The sequence below is a fragment of the Blastopirellula sp. SH421 genome (genome assembly GCF_057808535.1).
Map to the genome: position 1 here is coordinate 1895128 of NZ_CM173712.1, position 23092 is coordinate 1918219.

24 protein-coding genes are annotated in these 23092 nt (G+C 55.6%); 15 read left to right on the plus strand and 9 right to left on the minus strand.

What is annotated here, in order from left to right; all coding sequences use genetic code 11:
* Window positions 1-91: 91 nt before the first annotated feature.
* Complete coding sequence (locus SH421x_RS07800) at window positions 92-625, minus strand: hypothetical protein (protein ID WP_488854856.1); 534 nt, start codon at window positions 623-625, stop codon at window positions 92-94.
* Window positions 626-901: 276 nt separating this feature from the next.
* On the opposite strand from SH421x_RS07800, the gene SH421x_RS07805 reads away from it, so the two are divergent.
* The 4 genes from SH421x_RS07805 to coaD are packed head-to-tail and all read left to right on the plus strand — an operon-like array spanning window position 902 to window position 3425.
* On the plus strand, window positions 902-1522 hold the full coding sequence (locus SH421x_RS07805; protein ID WP_488854857.1) for a hypothetical protein: 621 nt from the start codon (window positions 902-904) through the stop codon (window positions 1520-1522).
* A gap of 32 nt (window positions 1523-1554) precedes the next feature.
* The gene (locus SH421x_RS07810) at window positions 1555-2238 is read left to right on the plus strand and encodes a hypothetical protein (protein ID WP_488854858.1); all 684 of its coding nucleotides are present in this window, start codon (window positions 1555-1557) and stop codon (window positions 2236-2238) included.
* 30 nt (window positions 2239-2268) lie between these two features.
* Window positions 2269-2895, plus strand: a complete 627-nt coding sequence (locus tag SH421x_RS07815) for a hypothetical protein (protein ID WP_488854859.1) — start codon at window positions 2269-2271, stop codon at window positions 2893-2895.
* Between the two features lie 26 nt (window positions 2896-2921).
* On the plus strand, window positions 2922-3425 hold the full coding sequence (gene coaD, locus SH421x_RS07820; protein ID WP_488854860.1) for a pantetheine-phosphate adenylyltransferase: 504 nt from the start codon (window positions 2922-2924) through the stop codon (window positions 3423-3425).
* Here the strand turns inward: coaD and SH421x_RS07825 are convergent.
* Complete coding sequence (locus SH421x_RS07825; RefSeq protein WP_488854861.1) at window positions 3422-4447, minus strand: alpha/beta hydrolase family protein; 1026 nt, start codon at window positions 4445-4447, stop codon at window positions 3422-3424. The genes coaD and SH421x_RS07825 overlap by 4 nt on opposite strands.
* Window positions 4448-4469: 22 nt before the next feature.
* Window positions 4470-5564: a twin-arginine translocase subunit TatC gene (gene tatC / locus SH421x_RS07830; protein WP_488854862.1), complete on the minus strand. Its 1095-nt coding sequence runs from the start codon at window positions 5562-5564 to the stop codon at window positions 4470-4472.
* A gap of 285 nt (window positions 5565-5849) precedes the next feature.
* Here tatC and SH421x_RS07835 point away from each other — a divergent pair, with 285 nt between their 5' ends.
* The 4 genes from SH421x_RS07835 (at window position 5850) to SH421x_RS07850 (ending at window position 9783) form a co-directional block, all read left to right on the plus strand.
* Window positions 5850-6818: a type I phosphomannose isomerase catalytic subunit gene (locus SH421x_RS07835; protein WP_488854863.1), complete on the plus strand. Its 969-nt coding sequence runs from the start codon at window positions 5850-5852 to the stop codon at window positions 6816-6818.
* 89 nt (window positions 6819-6907) lie between these two features.
* Window positions 6908-7180 carry a membrane or secreted protein gene (locus SH421x_RS07840; RefSeq protein WP_488854864.1) on the plus strand — a complete coding sequence of 91 codons (273 nt, stop codon included), beginning with the start codon at window positions 6908-6910 and terminating at the stop codon, window positions 7178-7180.
* A 129-nt stretch (window positions 7181-7309) separates the two neighbouring features.
* Window positions 7310-8902, plus strand: a complete 1593-nt coding sequence (locus tag SH421x_RS07845) for a pseudouridine synthase (RefSeq protein WP_488854865.1) — start codon at window positions 7310-7312, stop codon at window positions 8900-8902.
* On the plus strand, window positions 8899-9783 hold the full coding sequence (locus tag SH421x_RS07850) for a dihydroorotate dehydrogenase electron transfer subunit (RefSeq protein ID WP_488854866.1): 885 nt from the start codon (window positions 8899-8901) through the stop codon (window positions 9781-9783). The genes SH421x_RS07845 and SH421x_RS07850 overlap by 4 nt, the downstream gene beginning before the upstream one ends.
* 41 nt (window positions 9784-9824) lie before the next feature.
* Here SH421x_RS07850 and SH421x_RS07855 read toward each other — a convergent pair whose 3' ends face one another.
* The 3 genes from SH421x_RS07855 to SH421x_RS07865 form a co-directional block, all read right to left on the minus strand.
* The gene (locus SH421x_RS07855; protein WP_488854867.1) at window positions 9825-10280 is read right to left on the minus strand and encodes a transthyretin-like family protein; all 456 of its coding nucleotides are present in this window, start codon (window positions 10278-10280) and stop codon (window positions 9825-9827) included.
* Between the two features lie 103 nt (window positions 10281-10383).
* Window positions 10384-11532 (minus strand): DUF1559 family PulG-like putative transporter, encoded by a 1149-nt coding sequence (locus SH421x_RS07860; RefSeq protein ID WP_488854868.1) that lies wholly within the window; start codon window positions 11530-11532, stop codon window positions 10384-10386.
* Between the two features lie 268 nt (window positions 11533-11800).
* The gene (locus SH421x_RS07865; protein WP_488854869.1) at window positions 11801-12946 is read right to left on the minus strand and encodes an aminotransferase class V-fold PLP-dependent enzyme; all 1146 of its coding nucleotides are present in this window, start codon (window positions 12944-12946) and stop codon (window positions 11801-11803) included.
* Window positions 12947-13210: 264 nt separating this feature from the next.
* Between SH421x_RS07865 and SH421x_RS07870 the strand changes: the two genes are divergently transcribed.
* Complete coding sequence (locus tag SH421x_RS07870) at window positions 13211-13393, plus strand: hypothetical protein (protein WP_040351738.1); 183 nt, start codon at window positions 13211-13213, stop codon at window positions 13391-13393.
* Between the two features lie 17 nt (window positions 13394-13410).
* Here the strand turns inward: SH421x_RS07870 and SH421x_RS07875 are convergent, their stop codons facing one another.
* The gene (locus SH421x_RS07875; RefSeq protein WP_488854870.1) at window positions 13411-14112 is read right to left on the minus strand and encodes a hypothetical protein; all 702 of its coding nucleotides are present in this window, start codon (window positions 14110-14112) and stop codon (window positions 13411-13413) included.
* 257 nt (window positions 14113-14369) lie between these two features.
* Between SH421x_RS07875 and SH421x_RS07880 the strand changes: the two genes are divergently transcribed.
* On the plus strand, window positions 14370-15443 hold the full coding sequence (locus tag SH421x_RS07880) for a prenyltransferase/squalene oxidase repeat-containing protein (protein WP_488854871.1): 1074 nt from the start codon (window positions 14370-14372) through the stop codon (window positions 15441-15443).
* Between the two features lie 25 nt (window positions 15444-15468).
* On the opposite strand, the gene cobA is transcribed toward SH421x_RS07880, so the two are convergent.
* Window positions 15469-16995 carry a uroporphyrinogen-III C-methyltransferase gene (cobA, locus tag SH421x_RS07885; RefSeq protein ID WP_488854872.1) on the minus strand — a complete coding sequence of 509 codons (1527 nt, stop codon included), beginning with the start codon at window positions 16993-16995 and terminating at the stop codon, window positions 15469-15471.
* A gap of 254 nt (window positions 16996-17249) precedes the next feature.
* Between cobA and SH421x_RS07890 the strand changes: the two genes are divergently transcribed.
* The 5 genes from SH421x_RS07890 to SH421x_RS07910 all read left to right on the plus strand — a co-directional run bounded on the left by SH421x_RS07890 (window position 17250) and on the right by SH421x_RS07910 (window position 21897).
* Complete coding sequence (locus SH421x_RS07890) at window positions 17250-18635, plus strand: hypothetical protein (protein WP_488854873.1); 1386 nt, start codon at window positions 17250-17252, stop codon at window positions 18633-18635.
* An 87-nt stretch (window positions 18636-18722) separates the two neighbouring features.
* A complete protein-coding gene (gene rpsT, locus SH421x_RS07895; RefSeq protein ID WP_488854874.1) occupies window positions 18723-18998 on the plus strand; it encodes a 30S ribosomal protein S20 in 276 nt (91 codons plus the stop codon).
* 445 nt (window positions 18999-19443) lie between these two features.
* A complete protein-coding gene (locus SH421x_RS07900; protein WP_488854875.1) occupies window positions 19444-20220 on the plus strand; it encodes an SDR family NAD(P)-dependent oxidoreductase in 777 nt (258 codons plus the stop codon).
* An 89-nt stretch (window positions 20221-20309) separates the two neighbouring features.
* Complete coding sequence (locus tag SH421x_RS07905) at window positions 20310-20669, plus strand: STAS domain-containing protein (protein WP_488854876.1); 360 nt, start codon at window positions 20310-20312, stop codon at window positions 20667-20669.
* The gene (locus tag SH421x_RS07910) at window positions 20662-21897 is read left to right on the plus strand and encodes a GspE/PulE family protein (RefSeq protein WP_488854877.1); all 1236 of its coding nucleotides are present in this window, start codon (window positions 20662-20664) and stop codon (window positions 21895-21897) included. The genes SH421x_RS07905 and SH421x_RS07910 overlap by 8 nt, the downstream gene beginning before the upstream one ends.
* A 29-nt stretch (window positions 21898-21926) precedes the next feature.
* Here the strand turns inward: SH421x_RS07910 and SH421x_RS07915 are convergent, their stop codons facing one another.
* Window positions 21927-22952 (minus strand): hypothetical protein, encoded by a 1026-nt coding sequence (locus SH421x_RS07915; protein ID WP_488854878.1) that lies wholly within the window; start codon window positions 22950-22952, stop codon window positions 21927-21929.
* Between the last annotated feature and the right edge of the window lie 140 nt (window positions 22953-23092).

Below are 23092 nucleotides of genomic sequence, written 5' to 3' on the forward strand. Positions count from 1 at the left end.
CGGCCGAATGTCGAAACTAGAATGACGAATTCAGAGCGGACGAGGGTTTCGTCCTTCTGGTTTCGACATTCGGCATTTGTCTCGTGCGATTCTATCCAAACAGCATCAATCCATTTCCGGTGTTATCTCTCCGTTCCCACTCGCGGCGGACTTCTCCCAGTCCGTAAGCGCATAGTTCAAACTTGTCGCTCAGTTCGTCCAAGAGTTCGGCTCCCTGCTTATCATGGTCCCACTGGATCTCGCTGGCGGCGTGATAAGCGCGTTTGCCTTCGGCCCAGTAGTTGACTAGATGGTCCATGCGATCTTCGCGGCGCATTTTTTTTAGCGCTTCGGGATAAACGCCAGACCAAAACAGAATGAAATCACCAATGTGTTGATGGACATCTCGTCGAGCGTCCCCGAGGCGAGCTTCGGCTTCCATCATCATTTGGGCGACCTCTGTCAAAGGTTTGCCCGTCAGGCCGCGGATGCGAAACACCACTTCGTTGTTGACGAACCGTGTCAGCAATTCGGTCAGGTAATCGATCAGTCTCGGGTTAGGAACCCCGAGCTTGGTGTAGAAAGTGTGCTCAGTCAGTCCTGCAAAAAACTGACGTACGTCGAAACTACGTTCGTTGTCGCTCATGGCTTTCGGCCTCCTAGTCGCTGTCGTTGTCGTTTGCCGTTGATAACCAATCGTGGCGCACGCAAGCCGCAAGTCGTCCGGGAAATGCCCTACTTCAAGTATAGTTTCGAGCTTCTTCTAGGGGCAAGTTCAGCGAAAAAAAACAATTTGCGGTACGAACGCCGCGAGATTGCTGTCGGCGCCGTCACAACAAACGGCGGATGTGGACTGACGCTATCGGGGGAGAGTACGATTAGGAATGCTGATTTACCTCCTCTCACTCCAATCGCAATGCCCATGTCTAACGAAGATGAAGAACTAGTCATCGCCGAAAAAGGCGCCAGCTTCAAACCGCCCGGCTTACTGGTTGGCATCGCGATTGCAGGTATCATCCTGGGACTATTTAAGCTGGGTTCGTATGCGATGAGTCTCCCCTGGCTCATCTACCCGCGAATGTTCCAAGCAAAGCCTGACTCCAGTGGGCAGCCGATGATCGACGAGTACCAGCGGTTAATGCTCGACCTGCAAGCCAAGTACCACGTTTATCAGTTGATCTTATTACCGCTGGGGATCCTGGTCGCCGCGCTCCTTGTTTGGGCGGCGCTAAGAGCCTACAAAATGCGCCCGCACGGCGACACTTGGTTGAAAGTGGTGATCATCGCCGCAGCGGTGGTGGACCTGTTTGGTGCGGTGATTGTGGTCCTGATGCAATCCGATAATTATCACATATTACAAGCGGTGTTTCAGGATTATGAACCTGACGGAAGCGCCGACCGGATCATGCAAATTGCGATGAACTTCGGATTTTATGTCGGCGCCGCGTTCGGTGTTGGTTTTTTGGTGATGCAATTCGGTTATTATTTCGTAGCTTTTCGGTACTTTTCGAAGCCGGAAGTGCACGCTTTGTATCATGAATAGTTTCAGCGTCAGAACGGCGGATAGGGATTTTGATGAGCAAGTCCGAGAACATTGTCATCACTAGCCGCCGAAGAGATATCGCGCCTCCTCAGGCGCGTCGCTTGGCCATGATCGGCGCTTTCCTAGCAATCGCGAACGTCGCTCTCTTTTTTCTCGCGCTTGCCAATCCCATCGATAAGGGAATTCTGGATCCAAAATACGACCACATGTTGCAAGATGCGAGACTTGTCCGCGGTGCGATCGTCAAAATCCTCGACCGATATCGTTGGCCGTTGCATGCGCTCTGTAGCGCTACGTTTATTCTGCCGGTCGGGCTCATGTTCGGATGCTCTAGCGTTCGCCAAGGATCGACCAGTGCGCCTTGGCAAATGGTGTTCTTTGCGATTTGTATGTTACTGCTGCAGATTGCCGGCGCATCGCTTCTCGTCTCCCTGATCCTGCATGTGCAAAACGCAATATACGAGGTCTGGAGCGGCATTCACGAGGCGTCGAATACTCAGTTTCAACAAGGCCTCATCGCTTATAGCAACGGCATCATCGGCATTATCCTCGGGATCGCCGTTGCCCAGGGTTCGTACTACATTTCAGCGATTCGATATTTTTCGCGTCACGAAGTTCGCGCTTGCTTCGCTCCCGATTCGAGCGAAGTCTTGGCCGATAACTTAACAGTAGCCAACACATCCTCCGCGCCGGCTCCTTGGATCCAGCGACGCTAGACCATTGAAACTTGATTGGGAACAACCCGCGTGTCGAATGTCGAACAACGTTTTGCTGTGCAATCCGCGCCACTGCCGCGAGTCCCCGGTATGGCGACCGCATTGGCGGTGATCGCCATCGTATTGGCGACGTTAAAACTGGGATGGCTGGCGTGGTCGGTGCCGGGACTGATCAGCGCCTATCTAGCGCGTGGGGCATTTGACGAAGGGATGCTGGAAGATATGGGCGAGAGCATGCAAGGGATGTTAGACGCTCAAGGAAGCTATCTTGCCTGGCAGGTGGGGCTCATTCCTCTGGGCTTTATCGTCGCCGCTGCTCTGATTTGGGGAGCGATCAGCGTACTGCGATTGGCGCCGCAGGGAGATCTTTGGATGCGGTGGGTGCTGATCGCAGCGGCGGTGGTTGGATTCGCTGTGACAGCGGTCGACATTCAACTCCTGCGATCCATCACGAAATATGGGACATCGATCTATGCCGATTCGATGCCACAGGATTCAGAATTGAGTGTAAGACCTTCTCGCGCGGTCCAAGTCGCATTGCAGTCTGCATTTTTCGCTGGTTTGGCGTGGAGCGTCGGTATCTTGCTGATCCAATTCGGTTACTATGTCTTTTCGTACCGTTATTTTTCTCGGCCTGAAATTCGTGCCTTGTATTAATCGCTGGCCCCAGCGAATCCCCCCCGATGTCTGACAAAAACCCCAAAGTCGCCGTCTATACTGGTTCTTTCGATCCGGTGACGCTAGGCCATTTGAACTTGATCGAGCGGAGTAGTCGCCTCGTGGATCGGTTGATCATCGGGATCGGCACCAACGATCAAAAGGTCGGGCTATTCAACGCCGAAGAACGGGTCGAATTGGTCCGCCGCGTCACCAAGCATGTTCCGAACATCGAAGTGCTGCATTTCTCTAGCCTGGCGGTCGATTTTGTCCGCTCGGTTAACGCGCGGGCGATGATCCGCGGCATTCGTCCGTTGACTGACATCGCCGGCGAATTCACCATGATGATGGCCAATCGCAAGTTAGATCCCGGCATCGAGACCGTTTTTCTCATGGCCGACGAAGAATACAGCCACGTCTCTAGCTCGCTGCTCAAACAGATCACCCCCCTGGCCGGTGATGATCAACTAGCAAAGTTCGTCCCGCGAGAGATTATCGCCGATGTACGCAGGAAGATCCCTTCGGCCTAATCGGCGACCGCCGCTGCTTCGATTCCTGCTCGAATGTGGTTCAGCACATACGGAATGTAGATGACGCCAGAGTAATGATTGGCGCTCATCCGAATGTGGTGATCCGGTGCAAGCTTGGCCGCTTCAGCCAAGGCGATCCCGTTTTTCAGCGGCACGACATTGTCGTAGGTTGCTGAATAAAGCCACGTTCGCTGCGGATTCAAGCGATGGGCGATGCGGAGCGGCTCGATGGGGCTGACTAGTTGCGGGATCTGCTCTGCCGAATAGCCGGCTGCTGCTAGTTTCTTCCGCACTTCAGCCGATTCGCGCTCGCCGTGTTGCAAGATATCGGTGAGATCGCCGCCGGAGAGCAGCAAGAAGACGCTGTCAAAACCCGAATCTAACGCGGCCGCATCACTCGCGACAAATCCACCTAAGCTTGTACCTTGTACGGCAATTTGATCCGCGTTGACCAACGGCAGCGAGGCGACAGCATCCCGGGCCCTGCGCACGTCGGCGATCGCTTGTTTGATCCGCAGCAGAAAGATAGCGCCATCGTCTTTGGGGCCAACTTCTTTGCGCAGTCCATAGCCCGGCAATTGAATCATAAAGGTATGAAACCCCTGATTTCGTAAACCTCTGGCCATCAGTTGACCAATAGTCATGCCGCTGCCGGACTCATGCACCACAATGATCGCCGGTGCTGGGGTCGCCGCGCCTTGTTCGTTTCGAGCGGCGTACCACTGCATCGCGACGCGGTCATTTTTGTCGCTGCCGGTCGACAGCGGTGAAGGGAACCGAATCAGCGCATCACCGCGTCCCTTGAGCGGCGACTCGACCTCCACGGTAAAGTTACTGCGGGGCCAGCAAAGTCCTTCCAGGCAAGCTCGTGCGTCGGGGTCGCTTTCGTCAATGTCGGCCAGCGTGTCGATCGCCTGAAACGTTTTTCCGATGGCGATCGATAGGTCAGCAGGGCGAGCGTCGGCTGGGAAGATTGCAAGTACAAACCACAAAATTCCCAGAGTGAACCACCGTTTCGACATGGGATACCTACTTCCATCTAGTTTAGCGCAGCGGCGCCATGGCGGCCCGCCGACCGGGCATCCACAGGCAAAGACCGATTCCGCCAAAATACAGGAAGCAAAGGGGAATCGCCAGCAATAACATGCTGAGCGGATCGGCCGGAGTCAGCAGCGCCGAGAGGACGCAGATCACCAAAATCGCGATCCGCCAATGCTCGGTATAAGACTTTACCTCGACCAAGCCGATCCGGTTTAGCAAAAGCATGACCAACGGCAATTGAAAGCTAATTCCAAAGCCCAGCGGCAGCAACATCGCGAAACTCATCCATTCACTGATCCGCAAATCGGGTTCGATGCCGAGGGACAAGTTGAAACTGAATAAGAAATCGAGCACCGGGGCGAAGACGTAAAAGTAAGCCAGCGCGGCGCCACCAAAGAACAGCCCCAAGCTAAACGGCAGGTAGATCCAGACATACTTCTTTTCTTGCGGGTAGAGTCCCGCTGCGACAAATTCCCAGATATGCCAAAAAATGCCGGGGCTGGCGATGATCGCACCGCAGACCAGGCCCGCTTTGAGCCAGATCATAAATGCTTCTTCGACCTTCAACGCGGTAAGCGACGTTTCGTTCGGTTTCCAGGTGACCAGCTTCACCGGCTCCGTTTCTGGCGCGATCGCTTGTTCGATAACTGCGACGTCGGCAGCTTCCGTTTCATCAGACTTCGCATCTGAAGGCGTTTCCGTTGCGATGGGGGCAGGGGAGGGAGGCTGGCTGGAGAGTCCCACAACACGCTTTAACTCTGCCGGCTCGATGTAAATGATTTCTGGCGACCATTTGTTTTCCATGGCCCGCTTTTCAAAATCCGCTTCCTGCTCTGGAGTGATCGTGTCGCTCCCCGTTTCTTCGCGCAATTGCGTCTTCAGTCGCAGCAAAGTCCGTTTCTGGTTGTATTGCACCAGCGCGTCTTGGACTGGACTTTGGATCGCTTTCATCACGCGCTCGGCGACAAAGAGTCCCAGCGCCAAGCCGACGGCCAGCCATATGATTGACTTAAAGAGTGCCGAGCGAAGTTCTTCGAGGTGCTCCCCAAAGGTCATCGCGGACCCTTCGAACAGGTCGTCATTGATCTTCTTCGCCATGGGTTATCTCCGGATACGGGATCCGTCATCGTGTGCGCGGGTGGATCGTCAGCAGAGGGTCAAAAACGCCAGTGCGTCATCGACCATAGGTGCGATTCGGCGCCGTTAGATACTGCTGGGCAAATGTCTCCAGCGGCTTCAGGCCCTGACGGTTCAGGGGCGGGCGAGGAAGAACCACAAGTTTTATGCTAACATCGACCTGCGAAAATGACAACCAAGCGATAGAAACCACCCTCCGCACGACCGATTTAACCGTTAAAACCCGTCGTCCTTAGGACTTTTTACGTGAAACTCGACTACCCGCTCCGCTTTCAGCCGAAATTTCGACAATATATCTGGGGCGGTCGCCGTCTAGGAACCGAACTGGGCAAGCCGATCGACGCTGAGGGGGTCTTTGCCGAAAGCTGGGAAGTGGTCGACCACAGCGAGGATCAAAGCGTTGTCGCCAACGGACCTTTGCAGCACAAGACATTGGCCGAACTGGTCCAGTTGCACGGCGATCAGTTATTTGGGCGACATTCAGCCTCCCAGCAATTTCCGCTGCTCTTCAAATTTCTCGACGCCAATACCGATCTTTCGATCCAGGTGCATCCTGACGATTCGCAAGCGGCGTTGTTAGATCCGCCCGATCTGGGCAAAACTGAAGCCTGGATCATTATGGCCGCCGAGCCGGGGGCACGAATGTTTGTCGGCTTGAAAGAAAACGTTGATCGAGCAACTTTACAACGTGCGATCGAGCAAAATCAGGTGCTCGATCATCTGCATATCATTGAGCCCAAAGCCGGCGATTGCGTCTTTATACCGGCGCAGACGGTTCACGCGTTGGGCAAAGGGTTACTGGTCGCCGAGATTCAGCAATCAAGCAACACCACCTATCGCGTCTTCGATTGGAACCGGACAGACGCCTCCGGCAACTCGCGACCGCTCCATATTCAACAAGCTCTGGAGACGATCGATTTTAGCGTTGGTCCAGTCCCGCTACAGACGCCAATTTGCGTGTCGCCGGGGGTGGAACGACTGGTGGAGTGTGACAAATTTGTGCTCGATCGGCTCTGTTTAACCGAATCTCAGACCTGCGGAGGTGACGATCGCTTTCATATTTTGGCGGCCCTCGACGGCGATGTCACTCTCCAGCACGCGGCTGGCTCGCTGGTCCTAAGGAAGGGAGACACGATTTTGCTGCCTGCCGCAAGTACTGCAGTCACGCTGCTACCGAGCGTCCCATCGACGTTGCTAGATATCTACCTCCCCTAGATTGGGCCAGCCAGCGCATCAATTCGCCTTCCCTCGATGCGAGGAAGCTTCTAAACTCCCGGCTCCTAATCTCACGATGGAGTCCCGGCATGCTTGGTTTGCGTCCCTACATGATCGCTATAGCTACGATTTTGGCGGTTTCGCACTGCGCCGGATGCTGGCCGTTGCAGCATACGCCGCTGTTTGACCCCGGTACGATGCAGCAACAGCAGCGACGAGCCATGGCCTATGACCCCTACACCAATAATGATGTCGGCCCCGAAGTTCTGGGGGGGCGCCCACGCGACTTTGATCGCCCTGTCGCCGAAGCAGTCCAAAATGATGGCTCAAACTTTGGGGCCAATTCTCGCTATCTGCCGTAAAAGCGGCTGAAGCTTGCCCCTCATTCGGCGCCTATTCTAGCGATCCGTTTCGCGGTTCACCGCGGCGCCTGTGCGTTGAGGGGCTTTACGGATAAAATGGGGGTTTTCGCCGAAGCCGCCGAAGCCGCCATGACTGAAAATCCCGCTGAATCTGACAATCCGGCCCCTCTGCGGCTCGAGCGTCTGCACAAGGTCTTGGCTTTTGCCGGCATTGATAGCCGCCGCAAGTGCGAAGCGCTGATCCAAGAAGGCCGCGTCGAAGTCGACGGCAAATTTGTGACCGAGCTCGGCATGAAGGTCGACCCCGAGCATCAGGAGATCCTGGTCGATGGGCAGCGTCTGAAATTTGGCAAACGCATCTATTACATGCTAAACAAGCCGCCAGGCGTCCTCAGCACCAACTTTGACCCCGCCGGGCGAACCCGCGTGATCGACATGGTGCCGCAAGATGTCCGGCTGTTCACGATCGGGCGACTTGATCGCGCCAGCGAAGGGCTGATCGTCGTCACGAACGATGGCGAATTAGCGAACCGCTTGGCCCATCCCCGCTACGAGATCGAAAAGACCTATCGCGTCGAAGTAGCCGGCCATCCCGAGCAAGAATCGATCAATTTCGTCCGTCGCGGCGTTCACCTGTCCGATGGCTTTGTGCAGCCGGTCAGCGTGATGATCAAACGCAAAAACAAGCAAAGCACGACGCTGGAAGTAATTCTGGACGAAGGCAAAAACCGCGAGATTCGCCGTTTGATGGCGAAAATCGGCCACAAGGTGCTCCGTCTGAAGCGAATCGCCATGGGACCATTGCGGTTGGGCGAAATGCCGGAAGGCGCGTTCCGCGAACTGAAAAGTGCCGAGACCAAGGCGCTGCGTGACGCCGCGTTTGGCGTAGGCGCCGGCAGACCGCGAAAACCAAAAGCTCCGAAGTCGACAGAGTCGAACGAGCAAGAACGCCCAGCTTCTCGCTCGACCGGTACCGGCGCCAAGAGTCGCCCCCCAGGCAAACCGTCAGGCAAGCCAGCCGGAGCAGGCTCCAAAGATCGTTCGTCCTACTCCAAGTCAGAAGGAACCGGATCGAGCGGCCGCACGTCGGGCAAACCGACCGGAGCAGGCTCCAAGGATCGCTCCTCCTATTCCAAATCGGCAGGCGCCGGATCGAGCAATCGAACGGCGGGCAAACCTACAAGCTCAGGCCCAAAAGACCGCTCGTCCTATACCAAGTCGTCCGACTTGCCGCCCAAGCGAAGCTCTGGCAAGATCATCGGCGGCGACTCTGGTTCCCGCTCGTTCGACAAGCAGTCAGGCCCCCCGGCGAAGAGCCGTTCGTTTGACAAACCGGCTGGTCGTCCCAGCAAGAGCCGAGGTTTCTCTGAATCGTTTGGCTCGCATGATGACGACGACGATGACGAAGGGCGACCGATCTCGGAACTAGGCTGGTCTTCTGAAAAGAGCGGCGGATCAGGCAAGAAAAGTGCGCCACGTAGCGGCGGCGCCCCGAAGAAGAAATTCGTCAAAAAGGGAACCGGCTTCAAGGGAGCACCTAAAAAGGGTGCCCCCAAGAAAGGCGCACCGAAAAAGAAGAAGTCGACTTTTGGTCAGGCAGCGGCCGAGAGTGAACGCGGCGGTCGCAAAAGCAAACGGGGCGGCACGCGCACCAAGTTCGTCAAAAACCCTGATGACAAGAAAAAGCCTTTCACCAAGAAAAAGACGAAGCGCAAGAAGTGAACGAGAACTGCAACCCGCTGCACGCGCCCTACTATGCTGACCAGGCTGTTCAATTAACGGTCGAAGTGGTCGAAAATGTTCGCTTGGCGCGTGATACATATCGCGTTCGTTTTGCCTGTCCCGACTTGGCGGCTCGCATCACGCCGGGGCAGTTTGTCATGCTGCGACTGGCCGACATGCAAGATCCGCTGCTCGGCCGACCGTTGGCGATGTACGACGTTTATCGTGACGACAGCGGCGCCGCGATCGGGATCGATGTCGTTTATCTCGTCCACGGCAAGCTGACCAGCAAACTGGCTCGCTGCATGCCAGGACAACAACTCGAAGTCTGGGGCCCGCTGGGGAACGGTTTTCCGGGGCAACAGGTTGATCATTTGATCATGGTTGCCGGCGGCATCGGCCAGACGCCGTTTGTGGCGCTAGGCAAAGAGTATCTCGGTCGTCAGGCATACGGAAACCCCGCACGCCAGAGCGTCTCGGCCGGCAAAGTGACAATGTGTTATGGGGCTCGTTCAGCCGAATATCTCGCCGGCGTCGCTGACTTTCGCGCCTGTGGGGTCGATGTCAAAATCAGCACCGATGACGGATCAGCCGGGCGCCACGGCTTGGTGACCGATCTGCTGAACGCCGCCTTGGACGAGTCAACCACCGGCGTGCAGATCGCATGCTGCGGACCCGAGCGAATGATGGAATCGGTTGCCGCGATCGCCGCTCAGCGTAATGTACCGTGCTGGGTATCGCTAGAAACGCCGATGGCCTGCGGCATCGGTATCTGCTTTACTTGCGTCGCCAAGGTTCGCCAAGACGACGGCAGTTGGGACTACAAACGGACCTGCGTCGAAGGGCCGATTTTTGCGGCCGAAAAGATTGATTGGGCGTAGGTTCAATCTTGTCGTTTCGCTTTCGCAGTGAGACTCGCTACTTATTTGACGGCCTCTGTCAGGTCGAACGTGATTTCATTTTGGCCCGCTACGACCTCTACTGGATCAGGCCAAGTGACGTTTCTTGGTACGCGTAAAGTGGTTGTCCGTCTGATTGGTGCTCGGGAAGCTTGATTGCTCTCTCCTTTTTCTGCGGGCGGAGTCGGCATCCCGGCACTGATGGATACCTTGTGGAATCCTACCAGCGCGCCGTCGATTGATTGGGTATAGACCAAATGAAAGCGTCCAGCTTCGTCGGTTGAACCGCTGGAAGGACGGCCTTCCATGTTGGGATAGAACGTGACTTCTGCATTGGGGACAGGTTCCCCTGCCTGCAGGACGACGCCTGAGACCGCGGCCATCTCTGGGCCCGCTGGGCCAAAGCAGCCGGCAATTGTCGGTAAGGCGGCGATCGCCAGTAGGTAAGCGATCTGTCTTGTGGAGACGAAATATTGCATGGCATGTCTACTTCGAGATGAAGAAGTGGAATCTTGGCGACGGCCCAAATCGCTCTGGGGCGTCGCGTGCACTTTATATAACTGGGCGGCGGCGATGCGATCGCTATTCGCTGACGACGTTGCCATCTTGGCGGTCCATGTACGCTGTATAATTCTCGAAGCGGATAGTCTCGGTGATGAAACGGACCGACCCGTCGGACAAAGCGAATTGAGCGCCGCCGGGATGGGCGGAACGATAGGCGGTGTTGATCCAAGTTGCACTATTCCCCCACCATCCTCCTTGAGACCACCAGCTAGAGCCGGTGTAGTTGATGGGGAAGTAAGTCACGACATGGTTAGAGATCGTGTTACTGGAAGTGCCGGTGCTGCACGACCAAAGTCCTCCACGAACATGCGAGGCGCGAGAGTCTTTCTCGTTGTCAGGATTTCCTTCATGGAAATCGGATTGTTCGCCAATCATGACCGTGTTCGAGAGTCCATCGGTAATGTCTTGAAAGCCGACCATCGAACCTGGATACGTGGGCGGCGGATAATCTCGCAAGATCATTGGAATGACGCCGTTGTCGCAGTTGACGCCGCTGTAGTCCCAGAACATGCGAGGATGAGACGTGGTGGTCGTGCCGCCGACAAATGCACAGCCTCCGTTGGAAGCGTAATCGCTGATTTGAACTTCAATTTCGGCCGGCGCGCCTAATGCTTGGGTAGGGCCGTTGGTCGGGTACTTTCGCACGTTGGGAAGTGGGCTAGAGGGGCAGTTGAATACCGGCGCACGTAACGTTGCAGCGGCTTGCCAATGTCGCGCCGGCGCCGCCCAACTCGCGTCGCTCATATCAAACGAAGAGTTGATAAAGTTGGCATTGTCGTAGGCCGAAGTCAGCTCTAGACCGGGCATGACGCGTACAAACCAGGATGCTTTTCTTCCCCAGCCTTCGGCAGTGCTGTTTTCACCAAATCCGGCAGGCGGCAATGCTTGATTGATGTCGTGGTAGATATGAACCGCCAGCGCAAGTTGTTTCAGATTGTTACTGCAACTCATGCGTCGGGCCGCTTCGCGAGCTTGTTGCACTGCCGGCAATAGCAGCGCGATCAGAACGCCAATAATTGCGATGACCACCAGCAATTCGACCAGCGTAAACGCCTGTCGAAGCGCCCTCTTTGCAGAAGCTAGGTGTTGAAACCTCATGGGAATCTCCAGAACGTCAGGGATATGAGAGAACGAATAAAGAATTCGTTGCAGCATGCCAGCTGACATGCTCACGTTCCGGAGAATAGCAATCAACGTTCCAAATACTTCATTGATTGCCAGAAGTCAGAGGTTTTAAGCAACCGGACGAGAAATCTGGGCAAAAACGGCATCGGCTTTGTTGGAAACGAGGGGGCAAAGCCTTCCTCACCGGCGGGGCTTAGTGATGATTTCGAGAGCAGATTCCCGCGATATCATGTTATTGTGCACAGAATATGGGCAGGCCGCAGGTTAGGAAAAAAATATGAAATTGCAGGATTTGTGGGTATGGCAGCGGCTACGACAAGGCCGCAATCAACCGATCTACATCGTCGCCGTTCGTATACCCATGCGGGCTAATTCGGAGTCGCTCACTTCGTACGCTGAGCGCTACCTTGGCTTCGATGCAGCGTTTTCGTAGTGCGTGCGGATCTTGGCCAGGGAACTCGAACGAGATAATCCCTGACCGCTTGTCGCCGTCACGATCGGAGTAAATCGACGCGCCGATCGACTGTAAACGCTCGCAAGCCAAGTCACCGATTTCCAGCACGTTCTCTCCCACCGTTGACTGCTGTGGGCCAGATCCCAACTCCATCAATAAGCCTAGGCTGCTGCCCATCGCCATGTAGCCGATCATGTTTTTCGATCCCCCCTCAAAGCGACGCGCGGTATCGCTGAAGTTTAGCTCGATCCGGTCATATTCATACGGCTTGACCATGCTGGTCGGTCCGACAAACAGCGGGCGCAATTTGTCTAAGTGCTCGCGCCGGATGTAAAACATCCCCGCCCCTTCAGGAGTGAGTAGCCATTTTTGGCTGGTAGATGCAAAAAAGTCGACGTTGGTCGCTTTGACGTCAAACGGAAAAACGCCCAACCCTTGGATCACGTCGACAAATAGCAGGGCTCCCTTGCTGTGGACCAGTTCGGCCAGTTTGGCGATATCGAGCCGATATCCCGTTGAGTAGCTGACCCAACTGACGGCCACGATTTTGGTGGTCGCATCGATCTTGGCGGCGATTTGATCCAGCGTTGGACCGGGGCCGGTTACTTCCACTTGGCGAACTTCGACGCCGATGCTTTCTAGATGCATCCAAGCATACAAATTGGCCGGAAACTCGTTGCTCAAAACCACGATGCTGTCGCCTGATTTCCATGGATATCCGCCTGCGACCAGCGAAACCCCGTGCGTTGTGTTGGGGAGCAGAGCAATCTCCTCTACATCCGCGTTGACTAACGCGGCGATCTTACCGCGAGTCTTTTCGACGGCGCCTGCCCATTCGGGCCAATGCAGATTTCCGCCGGCTGCGGCTTGGTCGACAAACTGCTTTATCAAGGCAGCAGTCCGCCGAGGGAGGGGGGAAACGGACGAGTGATCAAAGTAGGCCCACTCGGCAGCAATGGTCATCTCTTGACGAAATCGATCCCTGGGGGTGGGCTGGGTCATCTGGATAATGTTCCAAAAGCTTGCGAGAGAAATAGTTACGCCGTACTATAAGGACCTCTTCGCCGGTTGCAAAACCCCCGGCTGTCATCAATAATCCTCGTTTCTCCTCCTCCATGATGCCGGTTCCTGCACCGCAAGTTGTTGTGATTCAGGACTTTTCCCGCGCTTAGGGTGACATCCAGAGGAAGCGAGTTATACTACACCGTCTGGGAAACCTGGGGAAACTTCGCCAGGTTTGTGCAGGTGCTAAACAGGAGTCGCTGCATGCCGAAAGCGCTAACAATCACGGGAATGGCCATTTCCATTCTCATATTCTTGGTGTTTGCGCTCGACTTGGCGATAGGAGTCCCCTTTAAAGGGGTGAGCACGACGATGGATGTTGCCTTCGTCGTGGGATCAGCCGTCGTCGCTTTTCTCGCATTTACGACGTTTCGCGAGCTGAAATAATCGCAGATGCTGACAACTTAAGCGGTTTTGACCGCCAATTGCTCTAGCTGACCCGCGCAATCTGCTAAGGTTTCGACCTTTCCCCCCTGATCTCGAAATCGTGCGGCAAAATCAATCGCGCGAGTTGCTTGATCGGTCGCCCAAACGCCTGAATTGGCGACGGTTTCGCCACAAATCCGCATGATCTGGGCCGGGCCTGGTTTGGCGAAATCAAACCGATGCGGCAGCCATTGGGTGAGTCTCGCTAATTGCGAAGGCGCCTGAATATTCGGTTCAAAGACCGACAGCCCATGCTGTTGCGACACGCCCTGAAACGCGCCCCCGTTGCTGCGAATTGCAAACACGCCGGCCGCACGCAGCGCGGTCGACTGAGCCTGATGCAGCGGGCCCTGGGCGAACACTGAGCTGATTGAGCGCCCCGCCAGACGGCGAACTTCATTGACAAGCCCTTGCCCCCCCCATTGTTGCAGGTCTCTGGCAGGCTGTAGCAGCAAAGCCGTTTCATGCTGCGAATGGCTCGCGATCCAATTGGCAATCTGCCCATAACCTGGACGCGCCAGACCAAATGTCGCAGGCAGCTGATGGGAGTCCAGATGATCCAGCAACAGCCGAGCCACATCGTGCAGACGCCGATGGTGGGCCAATTGCAGTGAGGGCGCCGAAAGATGCAGGTCGATCGTAATTACCAGACGGTTGGTTAACATGCCCCCAAGTCGCATAGGATTCTCCCGTCCTAGATTGCAGAATAGACCTGTTCCCTGGATCGGTCGCACGGATTTTACGGGTGAGGGATTTGTCTGAATCTCCTGCTAGGAGGATCAGAGCGGCTGGAGAGACTAGCGAAACCTTGCTGACTTGTGAGTCGAAATGAACTATCCGACTGGTTGCTGCGACGAAGGAATTAGATAGCCGTAAGCCGCCCAGTGAGCCACAATAAGGGACAGGAAAGATCCGCCGCTTTCCGGAAGGATGCCGAATGATCGAAAATCTCAATCGCCGAACCGCACTTCGATTGCTGGCTGCCGGGTTTCCTCTGGCTGCCGGAGTCGTAGGCAATTCGTCGCTGACTGCCGCTGATGACAACAACGTTCTGCGAACCAATTGGCTAACTTCAACGCGTAAAGGGCTGGACTGGGTCGCGCGAACGCAGACCCGTATGGGACATTGGGCCAGCCAAGCCTATCCCACGGCGATGGCTGCGTTGGCCGGGACGGCGCTGATCGCGTCAGGATCGACGACGACCCAGGGACCGTACGCCAAAAATATCCGTCGCGTTACCGACTTTATCTATAGCAAACGCCGCGATAACGGTTTGATCGGTGATCCGCTGACCGATAATCGTTATACCTACGGCCACGGCTTCTCGATGCTTTTCCTGTCGCAGGTTCTCGGCGAAGAAGAAGATGAAGATCGACGAGAAGAATTGATCAGCACGCTGACCAAAGCGGTCGAGTTCACCGTCGCCGCACAAACAACCTCTGGCGGGTGGGGTTATGTCAGCGCTAAGGATGGCAACGATTTCGACGAAGGCTCAACCACCATCACCCAGGTCCAAGGCCTGCGCGGTTGTCGCAACGCCGGCATCATTGTGCCGTCCGAAGTTGTCGAACGGGCCAAGCAATACATCTACGGCTGCCAAAACCCAGACGGCGGCATTTCGTACAGCTCGAAGAATCGCGGCACCTCGCGGCCGGCGATCACCGCCGCTTCGATCTGCTGCTTGCAGAACGCCGGCGAGTACGGCGGCGATGTCGTCGAAAAGATGATCGCCTATTGCAAAGATAATCTTCATCAGATTCAAACTCAGCAACAAGCGTTTAGTCACTGGCACTACACCTACCTGTATTACGCCCAGGTCGTCTATCGCGAAGGCTTTCGCGATCGTGAGTTTTGGGAAGCGTTCCGTGATCGGCTCTATTCAGAGATCGTCCGCAAGCAGCGGAGCGACGGGGCGTGGGATGATTCGACCGTCGGGCCGATCTACGTCACCGCCTGCAACTTGATCATGATGCAACTCGACTACGGATTCCTGCCGATCTATCAGCGGTAGTCGCTCTACGAGCCTGGCGCCCCAATTAGTTTTTCCCCAGGTGCTGTTGCAGCGCTGCGATGATTCCGTCCATCGTGTAAACGGTCGCTTCCACTGCTGGTTCGACTCCCTGTTCTCGCAGCGCGTCCGATGTGATGGGGCTGATGCTGACAAACTTGGTTTGCCCTGCTCGATCTCCCAACAAGCGAACCGTCGCTCTGGCAATTGCGCTGCTAGTGACAATCACCCAGTCAATCGGCTGATCATCCCAGGCTTCCCTAATCTCAGGCGAAAGCGTCGTACAATCATCACTTTGATAAACGACAATCTCGGTCACAACGCCGCCTGCCGCGGCAAGCCCCTGCGGTAAAACATCTCGCCCCCGACTGGCGCGCGGCAGTAGAAAACGCTGCTCGGCCGCTGCGGCTTGAAGCGACGCGACCAGCGATTCGGCGCGATATTCGGCCGGGATCACATCGGCGTTGAGATGATACTCGGCAAGTTTATCCGCCGTGCCAGACCCGATCGCCGCAATGCGCAGATGCCCAATCGCGCGTAGATCGTCTCCTAGGGCAAACAGCCGATCCAAGAAATAGCGGACGCCGTTGGCGCTAGAAAAGACGAGCCACTCAAAGTCATGCAGCTTGCGGATCGCGTCGTCGATCGGCGACCAATCATGCGGCGGCGAAATCTGAATCGCTGGTTGCAAATAGACGTCCGCGCCGAGTTCGGCCAGCGTATGTGCAAGATCTTCAGCTTGATGTTCAGGCCGAGTCACTAAAATGCGTTGTCCGAAAAGTGGACGCTGTTGAAACCAGTTGTCGGCTGACGCTTCGCGTGCGACTTCGCCAACCACCACAATCACCGGGGGGCGAATCTTCGATCCAGAGTGTAGATGGTCGGCGATTTCGCCCAGCGTACATTGAAACGTCGCTTGGTCAGGCCAACTGCAACGCCGGATGATCGCGCAGGGAGTCTCGGCCGACTTGCCTCCGGCAATCAGTCCGGCCGACCAGGCTGGCGCGGAAGTCACGCCCATGTACATCACGAGCGTGCCGGGGAACTTGGCCAGCGCGTCGAAGTCGATCGCATCGTCCGACTTTCCAGGTTTTTCTCTGCCGGTGACCAACGCAACTGCCGAAGCAAAGCGCGAGTCGGTTACGGGAACTCCGGCGCAAGCGCCGGCGGCGAGCGCGGTGGTGACCCCAGGCACAATTTCAAACGGAATGTTGTTTTGCTTGAGCGCATTGATTTCGTCAGTCGCGCGAGCAAAGACGGTGGGATCGCCACTTTTTAAACGGACCACATGCAAGCCAGCTTGGGCCGCGTCGACCATTGCTTGATTGATCTCTTGCTGGGACCAGAGCTTTCCCTGGCCATGTCGCCCGAGGCAATGAAGGCGCGTCTCGCTGCGGACGTGCCGCAATAGCAGAGGGTTGGCGAGATAGTCGTAGAGCACCACATCGGCGGCGGCGAGCAGCTCGACGCCGCGAACAGTGATCAGACCGGCGTCGCCTGGCCCTGCGCCGACAAGTGAAACTTTACCGGGGGAATGGGAAGGTGTTTTCGGCATTCCGATCTCACGGGGCTTGAAGTGGCGATGTGCTCTCGATTGAACCGCTTTAGCGCGACTTTCACAAGGCGTCAACTTCTTGTTTGCCAAGAACTTGGCACGATCGCCCAGCCGCGGCTAGAATAAGTTTTCGTCGCGGTTACGTGGGCGGTAGACCAGTTTCTCTTCTGTAATGGGCAATAAGCGACGTGGACGGGCAAGGCGCAACAGCCGATTCAGCGGCATACGAGATTACTCCGGCCAAGCGGAAGCGCTTGCAGTCACTCTTTGAGCATGCGACCGGGCTGATGAAGCAGCCAAAGTACGACTTTGACTATGCGCATAGTCTGCTGGGCGAGTGCGTGAAAGCAGATCCGGCCAACGCAATTTACGCCGAAAAAATGCTGGAGAATTTGGAACGCAAATTCAATGGCAAAAAACCATCTGGACTGTTTGCCGGATTTGGCGGCGGGGGAGGTCGCGGGATTAAAAAGGCGCTCGCCGCTAAAAATTGGACCGAAGTAATCAGCCAAGGGGTCGACGCATTAAAAACGAACCCCTGGGACGGGCCAGCGCTGATCGGCCTCGTGGATGCTTGCGCCGAATTACGTTGCCACGAAGTCGGCCTGATGTTTATGCGAAACGCGACCGCCGGCTCGCCCAATGATCTTGAAGTTCGCCGTCATTGTGCACGCTATCTGGGCCGAGTCGGACAATTTGATCAGGCAATCTCCGTCTGGCACTTTGTCAACGAAAAGACTCACGGCGATGATGAAGCGAACAAGATGATTTCGCAATTGACGCTCGACAAAGAGCGGATCCGTCAGGGTTTGCCCACGATCACCAATAAAATTGATCTCCGGCCAGGCGAAAAAATACGGCCTCGTCCTCAGACGAACCAGCCAGAGGTGAAGGCCGAGAAGCCGAAGGTCACGATCGAACTGAATGAAAAGCAGATTCTTGATCGGGCAATCTTGGGTAATCCCGAGAAAATTGAGAACTACCTGAAGTTGGCCGATCTGTGGCTTCAGGACAACAAATATCATGAAGCCGAACTGGTGATGAAAAAGGCCCAGTCTGCGATTGGGCAATCGCTACAAATCGTGCTCAAGCTCGAGGATATTCGCATCGGCAGGGCTCGGCATCGTTACGAAGTGGCTGAAAAGCAGTTCGAAATCGAAAAAACCGCTGAAAGTCGTAAGTTGGCGGATGATTTGAAGGACGAACTAAACCGGAGCGAGCTCGAAATCTACCTCCGGCGAGCGGAGCGGCATCCGGACGACAAAAAACAGCTGTACGAGTACGGGTTACGGCTCAAAAGAGCGGGAAACTTCGAGGAAGCGATCGAAGTCTTTGATCGGGTGCTCGCTGGGGACGAAAACTTGCTGGCGATCGCCAATTTGGGCAAAGGAGAGTGCCTGCAGGCCAAAAAGAAGTACCAACCGGCCTTGGAGTGCTTTAGGCAGGCCCTAAGTCACACAGAGTCCTTGAGTTCCGACCGACACAAGCAATTGCTTTATCGGGCCGGAGTGCTGGCGATGGGGCTAAATCAGCTGACAGACGCCAAAGCCTATTTGAAGGAGCTGAAAAATTTGGATCCCAGCTACCGGGACGCCGGAGCAAGGCTAGACAAGGTCCGGAAAATGTTGCAAGATAAGTAGCTTCGCATTGAGAACACATTGTTCGCGGTAAGATAGCGGCCTCCTTCACCTACGAAAATAAGGCCGCCCGCAGGGAAATCAGGATCTATGCCCAATACCAAGAGCGCCAAGAAACGCCTCCGTCAAAACGAAGTTCGCCGTATCCGCAATAAGGCGGTCAAATCGGCCCTGCGTAATCAGGTCCGTAAGGTCCGTGCTGCGATCACCGCTGGTGATGCCGCTGTGATGGACGCCGAACTGAAAGCCGCCGTCAAGCGTCTCGACAAATCTGCTGCTGCCGGCATCATTCACGCCAACGCCGCTGCTCGGGGAAAATCACGCCTGAACGCCGCCGTAAAGGCCGCTAAAGCTGCCAAGGCCTAATTTCCCGCTGTGAAAACTTAACGCGCGGTCGCTCCACTGGACCGGCCATCGTTGGGAAAGCGAAATTGTCAAACCGACCGTCTCTGCACGGTCGGTTTTGTTTTTCAGGCAACGTTCCGCGTCGTGCTTGGCATGCGCATCGCATCCGACGCAGAAAATCTGCTGTTTTGCGACTTTTGGATTTTTCCTTCGCAGTACACTCCAGGTTTGCTCTTCCCTTGTGCAATTACCGCTTTCTGTGGTGCTGCAGGGAACAGTGCGACATGAGCAAAAAATCAGATTTGCTTCTCGGCCATGCGTGACAAATGTTCTCTGCACCGGCGAATACGCCAAAAGGGTGATGCGCCCCCAAAAACCAGAGCAAATTTAGGAGCCTGTTTCTTCAGAAACAGGCTCGTGTTACAAACGGGGTACCTCATTCCCATTCCCTCGCGAGGTCCTCCTCATGACGCTCTCTGCGCTATTTGATCTTGCCGGGCGAACCGCACTGGTCACCGGCGGCAGCAAAGGTATCGGTAAAGCGATCGCGCGCGGCTTGGCGGAAGCTGGCGCAAACGTCTGTATTACGGCTCGTAATCCTGCAGAGCTAGAAGCAGCCGCTCATGAGATCGGCGACGGACTCTCGGCTCGCGTGGTATGGCGGATTTGTGATATGGCCGATCGTGCGGCGGTCGACGAGATGGCCGATTGGATATTGGGAGAGTTTGGCCGGGTCGACATTTTGTTTAACAACGCCGGGACCAATCAGCCACAGTTGCTAGTCGAAACAACTGACGAAAGCTGGGATCGCGTCTTAGAGATTAACTTCACCAGTTGCATGCGGCTAGCACGCAAATTGGCGCCGGGAATGATCGAAAATGGCTGGGGCAGAATCATTCATCTGTCGAGCGTTTTGGCCGTGACTTCCAATCCCGGCCGGGGTAACTATTCAGGCTCCAAGGGCGCGCTAAGCGCAATGACTCGTGCGCACGCGCTAGAACTTGGGCCCCATGGAATCACCGTCAATTGTCTAGCGCCGGGACCGATCGCGACCGATCTGCCGATGAGCCTGCTGAATGACGAGCAAAAACAGCGGTTCGCTCAGCGCACGGCTGTTTTGCGGTGGGGAGAGACAAAAGACCTAGTTGGTCCCGCTTTACTTTTGGCGAGCGAAGCAGGAGCATATATAACAGGCACGACGTTGCTTGTCGAAGGAGGAATGATTTGTCGCACGTTTGATTAAAAATGTCGACTTCCCCGCGATATTTGTTGTCTCTGCCTAGGCAACGATTACCAACAACCCTTCGGGCACGATCGACACCGAGCAAAGCTATGGAATTGCACATTGTTGAGAATGACGGACAGATCGTCGAGATATCTGTGTCGGGACAAATTTCACCGGATGGATCGATGCGCGAATCGGAACCTCTTTCAGCAATGATTGGCCATCAGGCATATCAGCGGGTGGTCTTGCTGAACCTGCGCGAGAGCGACCTGATTGATTCGAGCGGCGTTGGTTGGCTGCTGGCTTGCAATAAGCGATTCAACGAGGCGAATGGAAAGTTGATTCTGTTCAACATGCCGCAAATGGTCGCAAATGTGTTCAAGCTGATGCGGTTAGATACGCTCTTTCATATCGTCGGTTCCCGTGAAGCAGCCATGCGGTTGGCCCAAGGAGAGCACCATGACTGATCCGCTTGCACCGGAGTTCAGCAAAATTGATTTAAACGCGATCGAGCCGGATATTGCGGTCAAGCTGCTGATCCATCAAGCCGCGCAGCTTCAGGCGAGCGACTTGTTTGTCTTGGCCGGTGATGGCGTTACGCAAATCGCGGTTCGGCAGTGGGGACGGATGAAAATGATCCGTGAAGTCCCTACAGAACAAGCGCGTACTTGGATTAGCTACTTGAAGGCGATGAGCAGCATGGATATCGCCGAGCGCCGTCGTCCGCAGGATGGACGTTGGATCTTTGACGATCAGGGACGCAAGCTCGATCTGCGCCTCAACTTGTTGCCCACGTTGTATGGCGAAGACCTAACGATCCGCCTGCTCGATCGTAACTCCAATCTACTTTCAATCAATCAACTGGGACTGGGCCGTCATGATCGCCAGGGAATCATGGCGATGATCCAAGGAAATTCTGGCCTAATCTTGGTGACCGGACCGACCGGCTCTGGCAAGACGACGACGCTTTACGCTTGTCTTCAATACTTGAATGACGGCAAACGCAAAATTAATACCTTAGAAGATCCGGTCGAGTTTTCTTTGGCCGGCATCCGGCAGTCGCAAGTTCATCCCAAGATCGGCCTCGATTTTTCAGAACTATTGCGGAGCGTCATTCGTCAGCAGCCTGACGTCATAATGGTCGGTGAAATTCGGGATCAAGAGACAGCGGTAACGGCGGTGCGTGCTGCGAATAGCGGCCACTTGGTCTTCGCGACGTTGCATGCTCCGGTTGCCGCCGCTGCGGTGCAAAGCATGCTGTCGTTTGACATTAACCCTCACTTCCTGGCGAGCGGTTTACGCGGTGTTGTATCGCAGCGCCTCGTCCGCGTGCTCGATACCAAGTCACGCATTCCCTACGAACTGGGCGCGAATGGCGCTGCGACTAGCTTTGGCGATGTGCAAGAGATGCTGGAGCCCGGCGAAGGCGAAGTCTTTTACGGCCCCGATCCGTCCGCTCCCAACGAAGGTTACATGGGGCGCACGGCGATCTTTGAGTTAATGGAAGTTAACAGCGAAACGCGCCGGGCGATTTCTAATCGCTTGCCGGCGCATGAGTTGGAAGCGATCGCAATTCGACATGGGATGCTTGACTTTCGCCGCGCTGCTTTGCTGAAGGTCGCCCAAGGGGTGACCAGCATGGAAGAAGTCTTTAAAAATGTGCCGACCGAATATCTAGGACTCGAAGACGCGTAACGAGACGCGCCTTCTACATGGTTGCGGCTTCAATTGCCCGAGATGAATCGATCTGTCCGTTGACGCATCCGACTTTCGGCGGCGCGAAAATCGGCCGCGGCTGCCTGCACTGGTTGCGGAAGACGATAGAGGTCATCGGCAGGCCAGCGCGTCAGATCGCTGGGGTCTAACTTGGGACCGCTGCTAGTGCGACCATGCTTTACCAGCGAGACCAATTGATCGACCGGAGAATTGCGGGCAGCCTTCTCAATCGAATCTCGATATTGATAAGTTGCGGCTCGCAGAGAGCGTTCGCAGGCGACATAGTTTTCGGCGACGCGCTTGGCGTCAGCGTCAATATCCAGGTACAGGGCGACCCGGAACGCTTGTCGCGCAAAGGTGCGGCGACTTTCCAGCGGCGACAAGCTGGACGACTCCTCTCCCAGAGCTTCGCAGAGGACGCTCGCCAGACCGCGATTCCAGTCATGCGGAGCGCGGAAAATGCAACTGAATTCTTTGGCGCCTTCTAGCGTCGTCTGTCGCGCTGGCTTCAGTTTGAAGTAAACCCCAGCGCCGCGATGTATCGTTCCGCTAGCGGCGATCAGTTCGATTGGCGAACGAAGCTCGTACTTGGTCGTGGTCGAATCTTTGCGACTGGCTCCGCCACTTATGTTGCCGCTGATAAGGCCGTCGTATTTGCCATTGAGATTGGCGCCAAGAGTCGCATCGGTTGCTTTGGTACGTTCAATTTGCATGCCGCCGGTTAACGTATTTTCGACAGTCGTGCGCGGCGCATAATCAACAACCGTAATCCGCGGATCGTTGCTCTCGATGCGAATTACAAACTGCAGCAAGTCGTTCTCGGCCTCATAAGCGACCAGGGACGAAACGACAAACTTTGCTTCGATCAGACGTTCATCGCCGACATAGTTGTCAGGCGTGACATCGCGACAAGCAATCCGATAGCCTACGTCAAAATTGACCGGGCCTGCTTTGGCTAGCGTCGCCGTAGACAGCGTCGCCAGCATGATGAACATGCTGAGTGAGATCGAGCGGAACGAAAAATTCGCCAACATTCTTGCCTCCTGCGGAAAGCGTTGTGCTACCGTGCGTTGGGCGGAATGCTTGGCTGCAATTCCCTGCAGCGGCGGCTGACCTTCAGCCGCGGAACGAGTTCACCTCATCATTGAGAGTCAAAGCATCACCAAAGTGATTC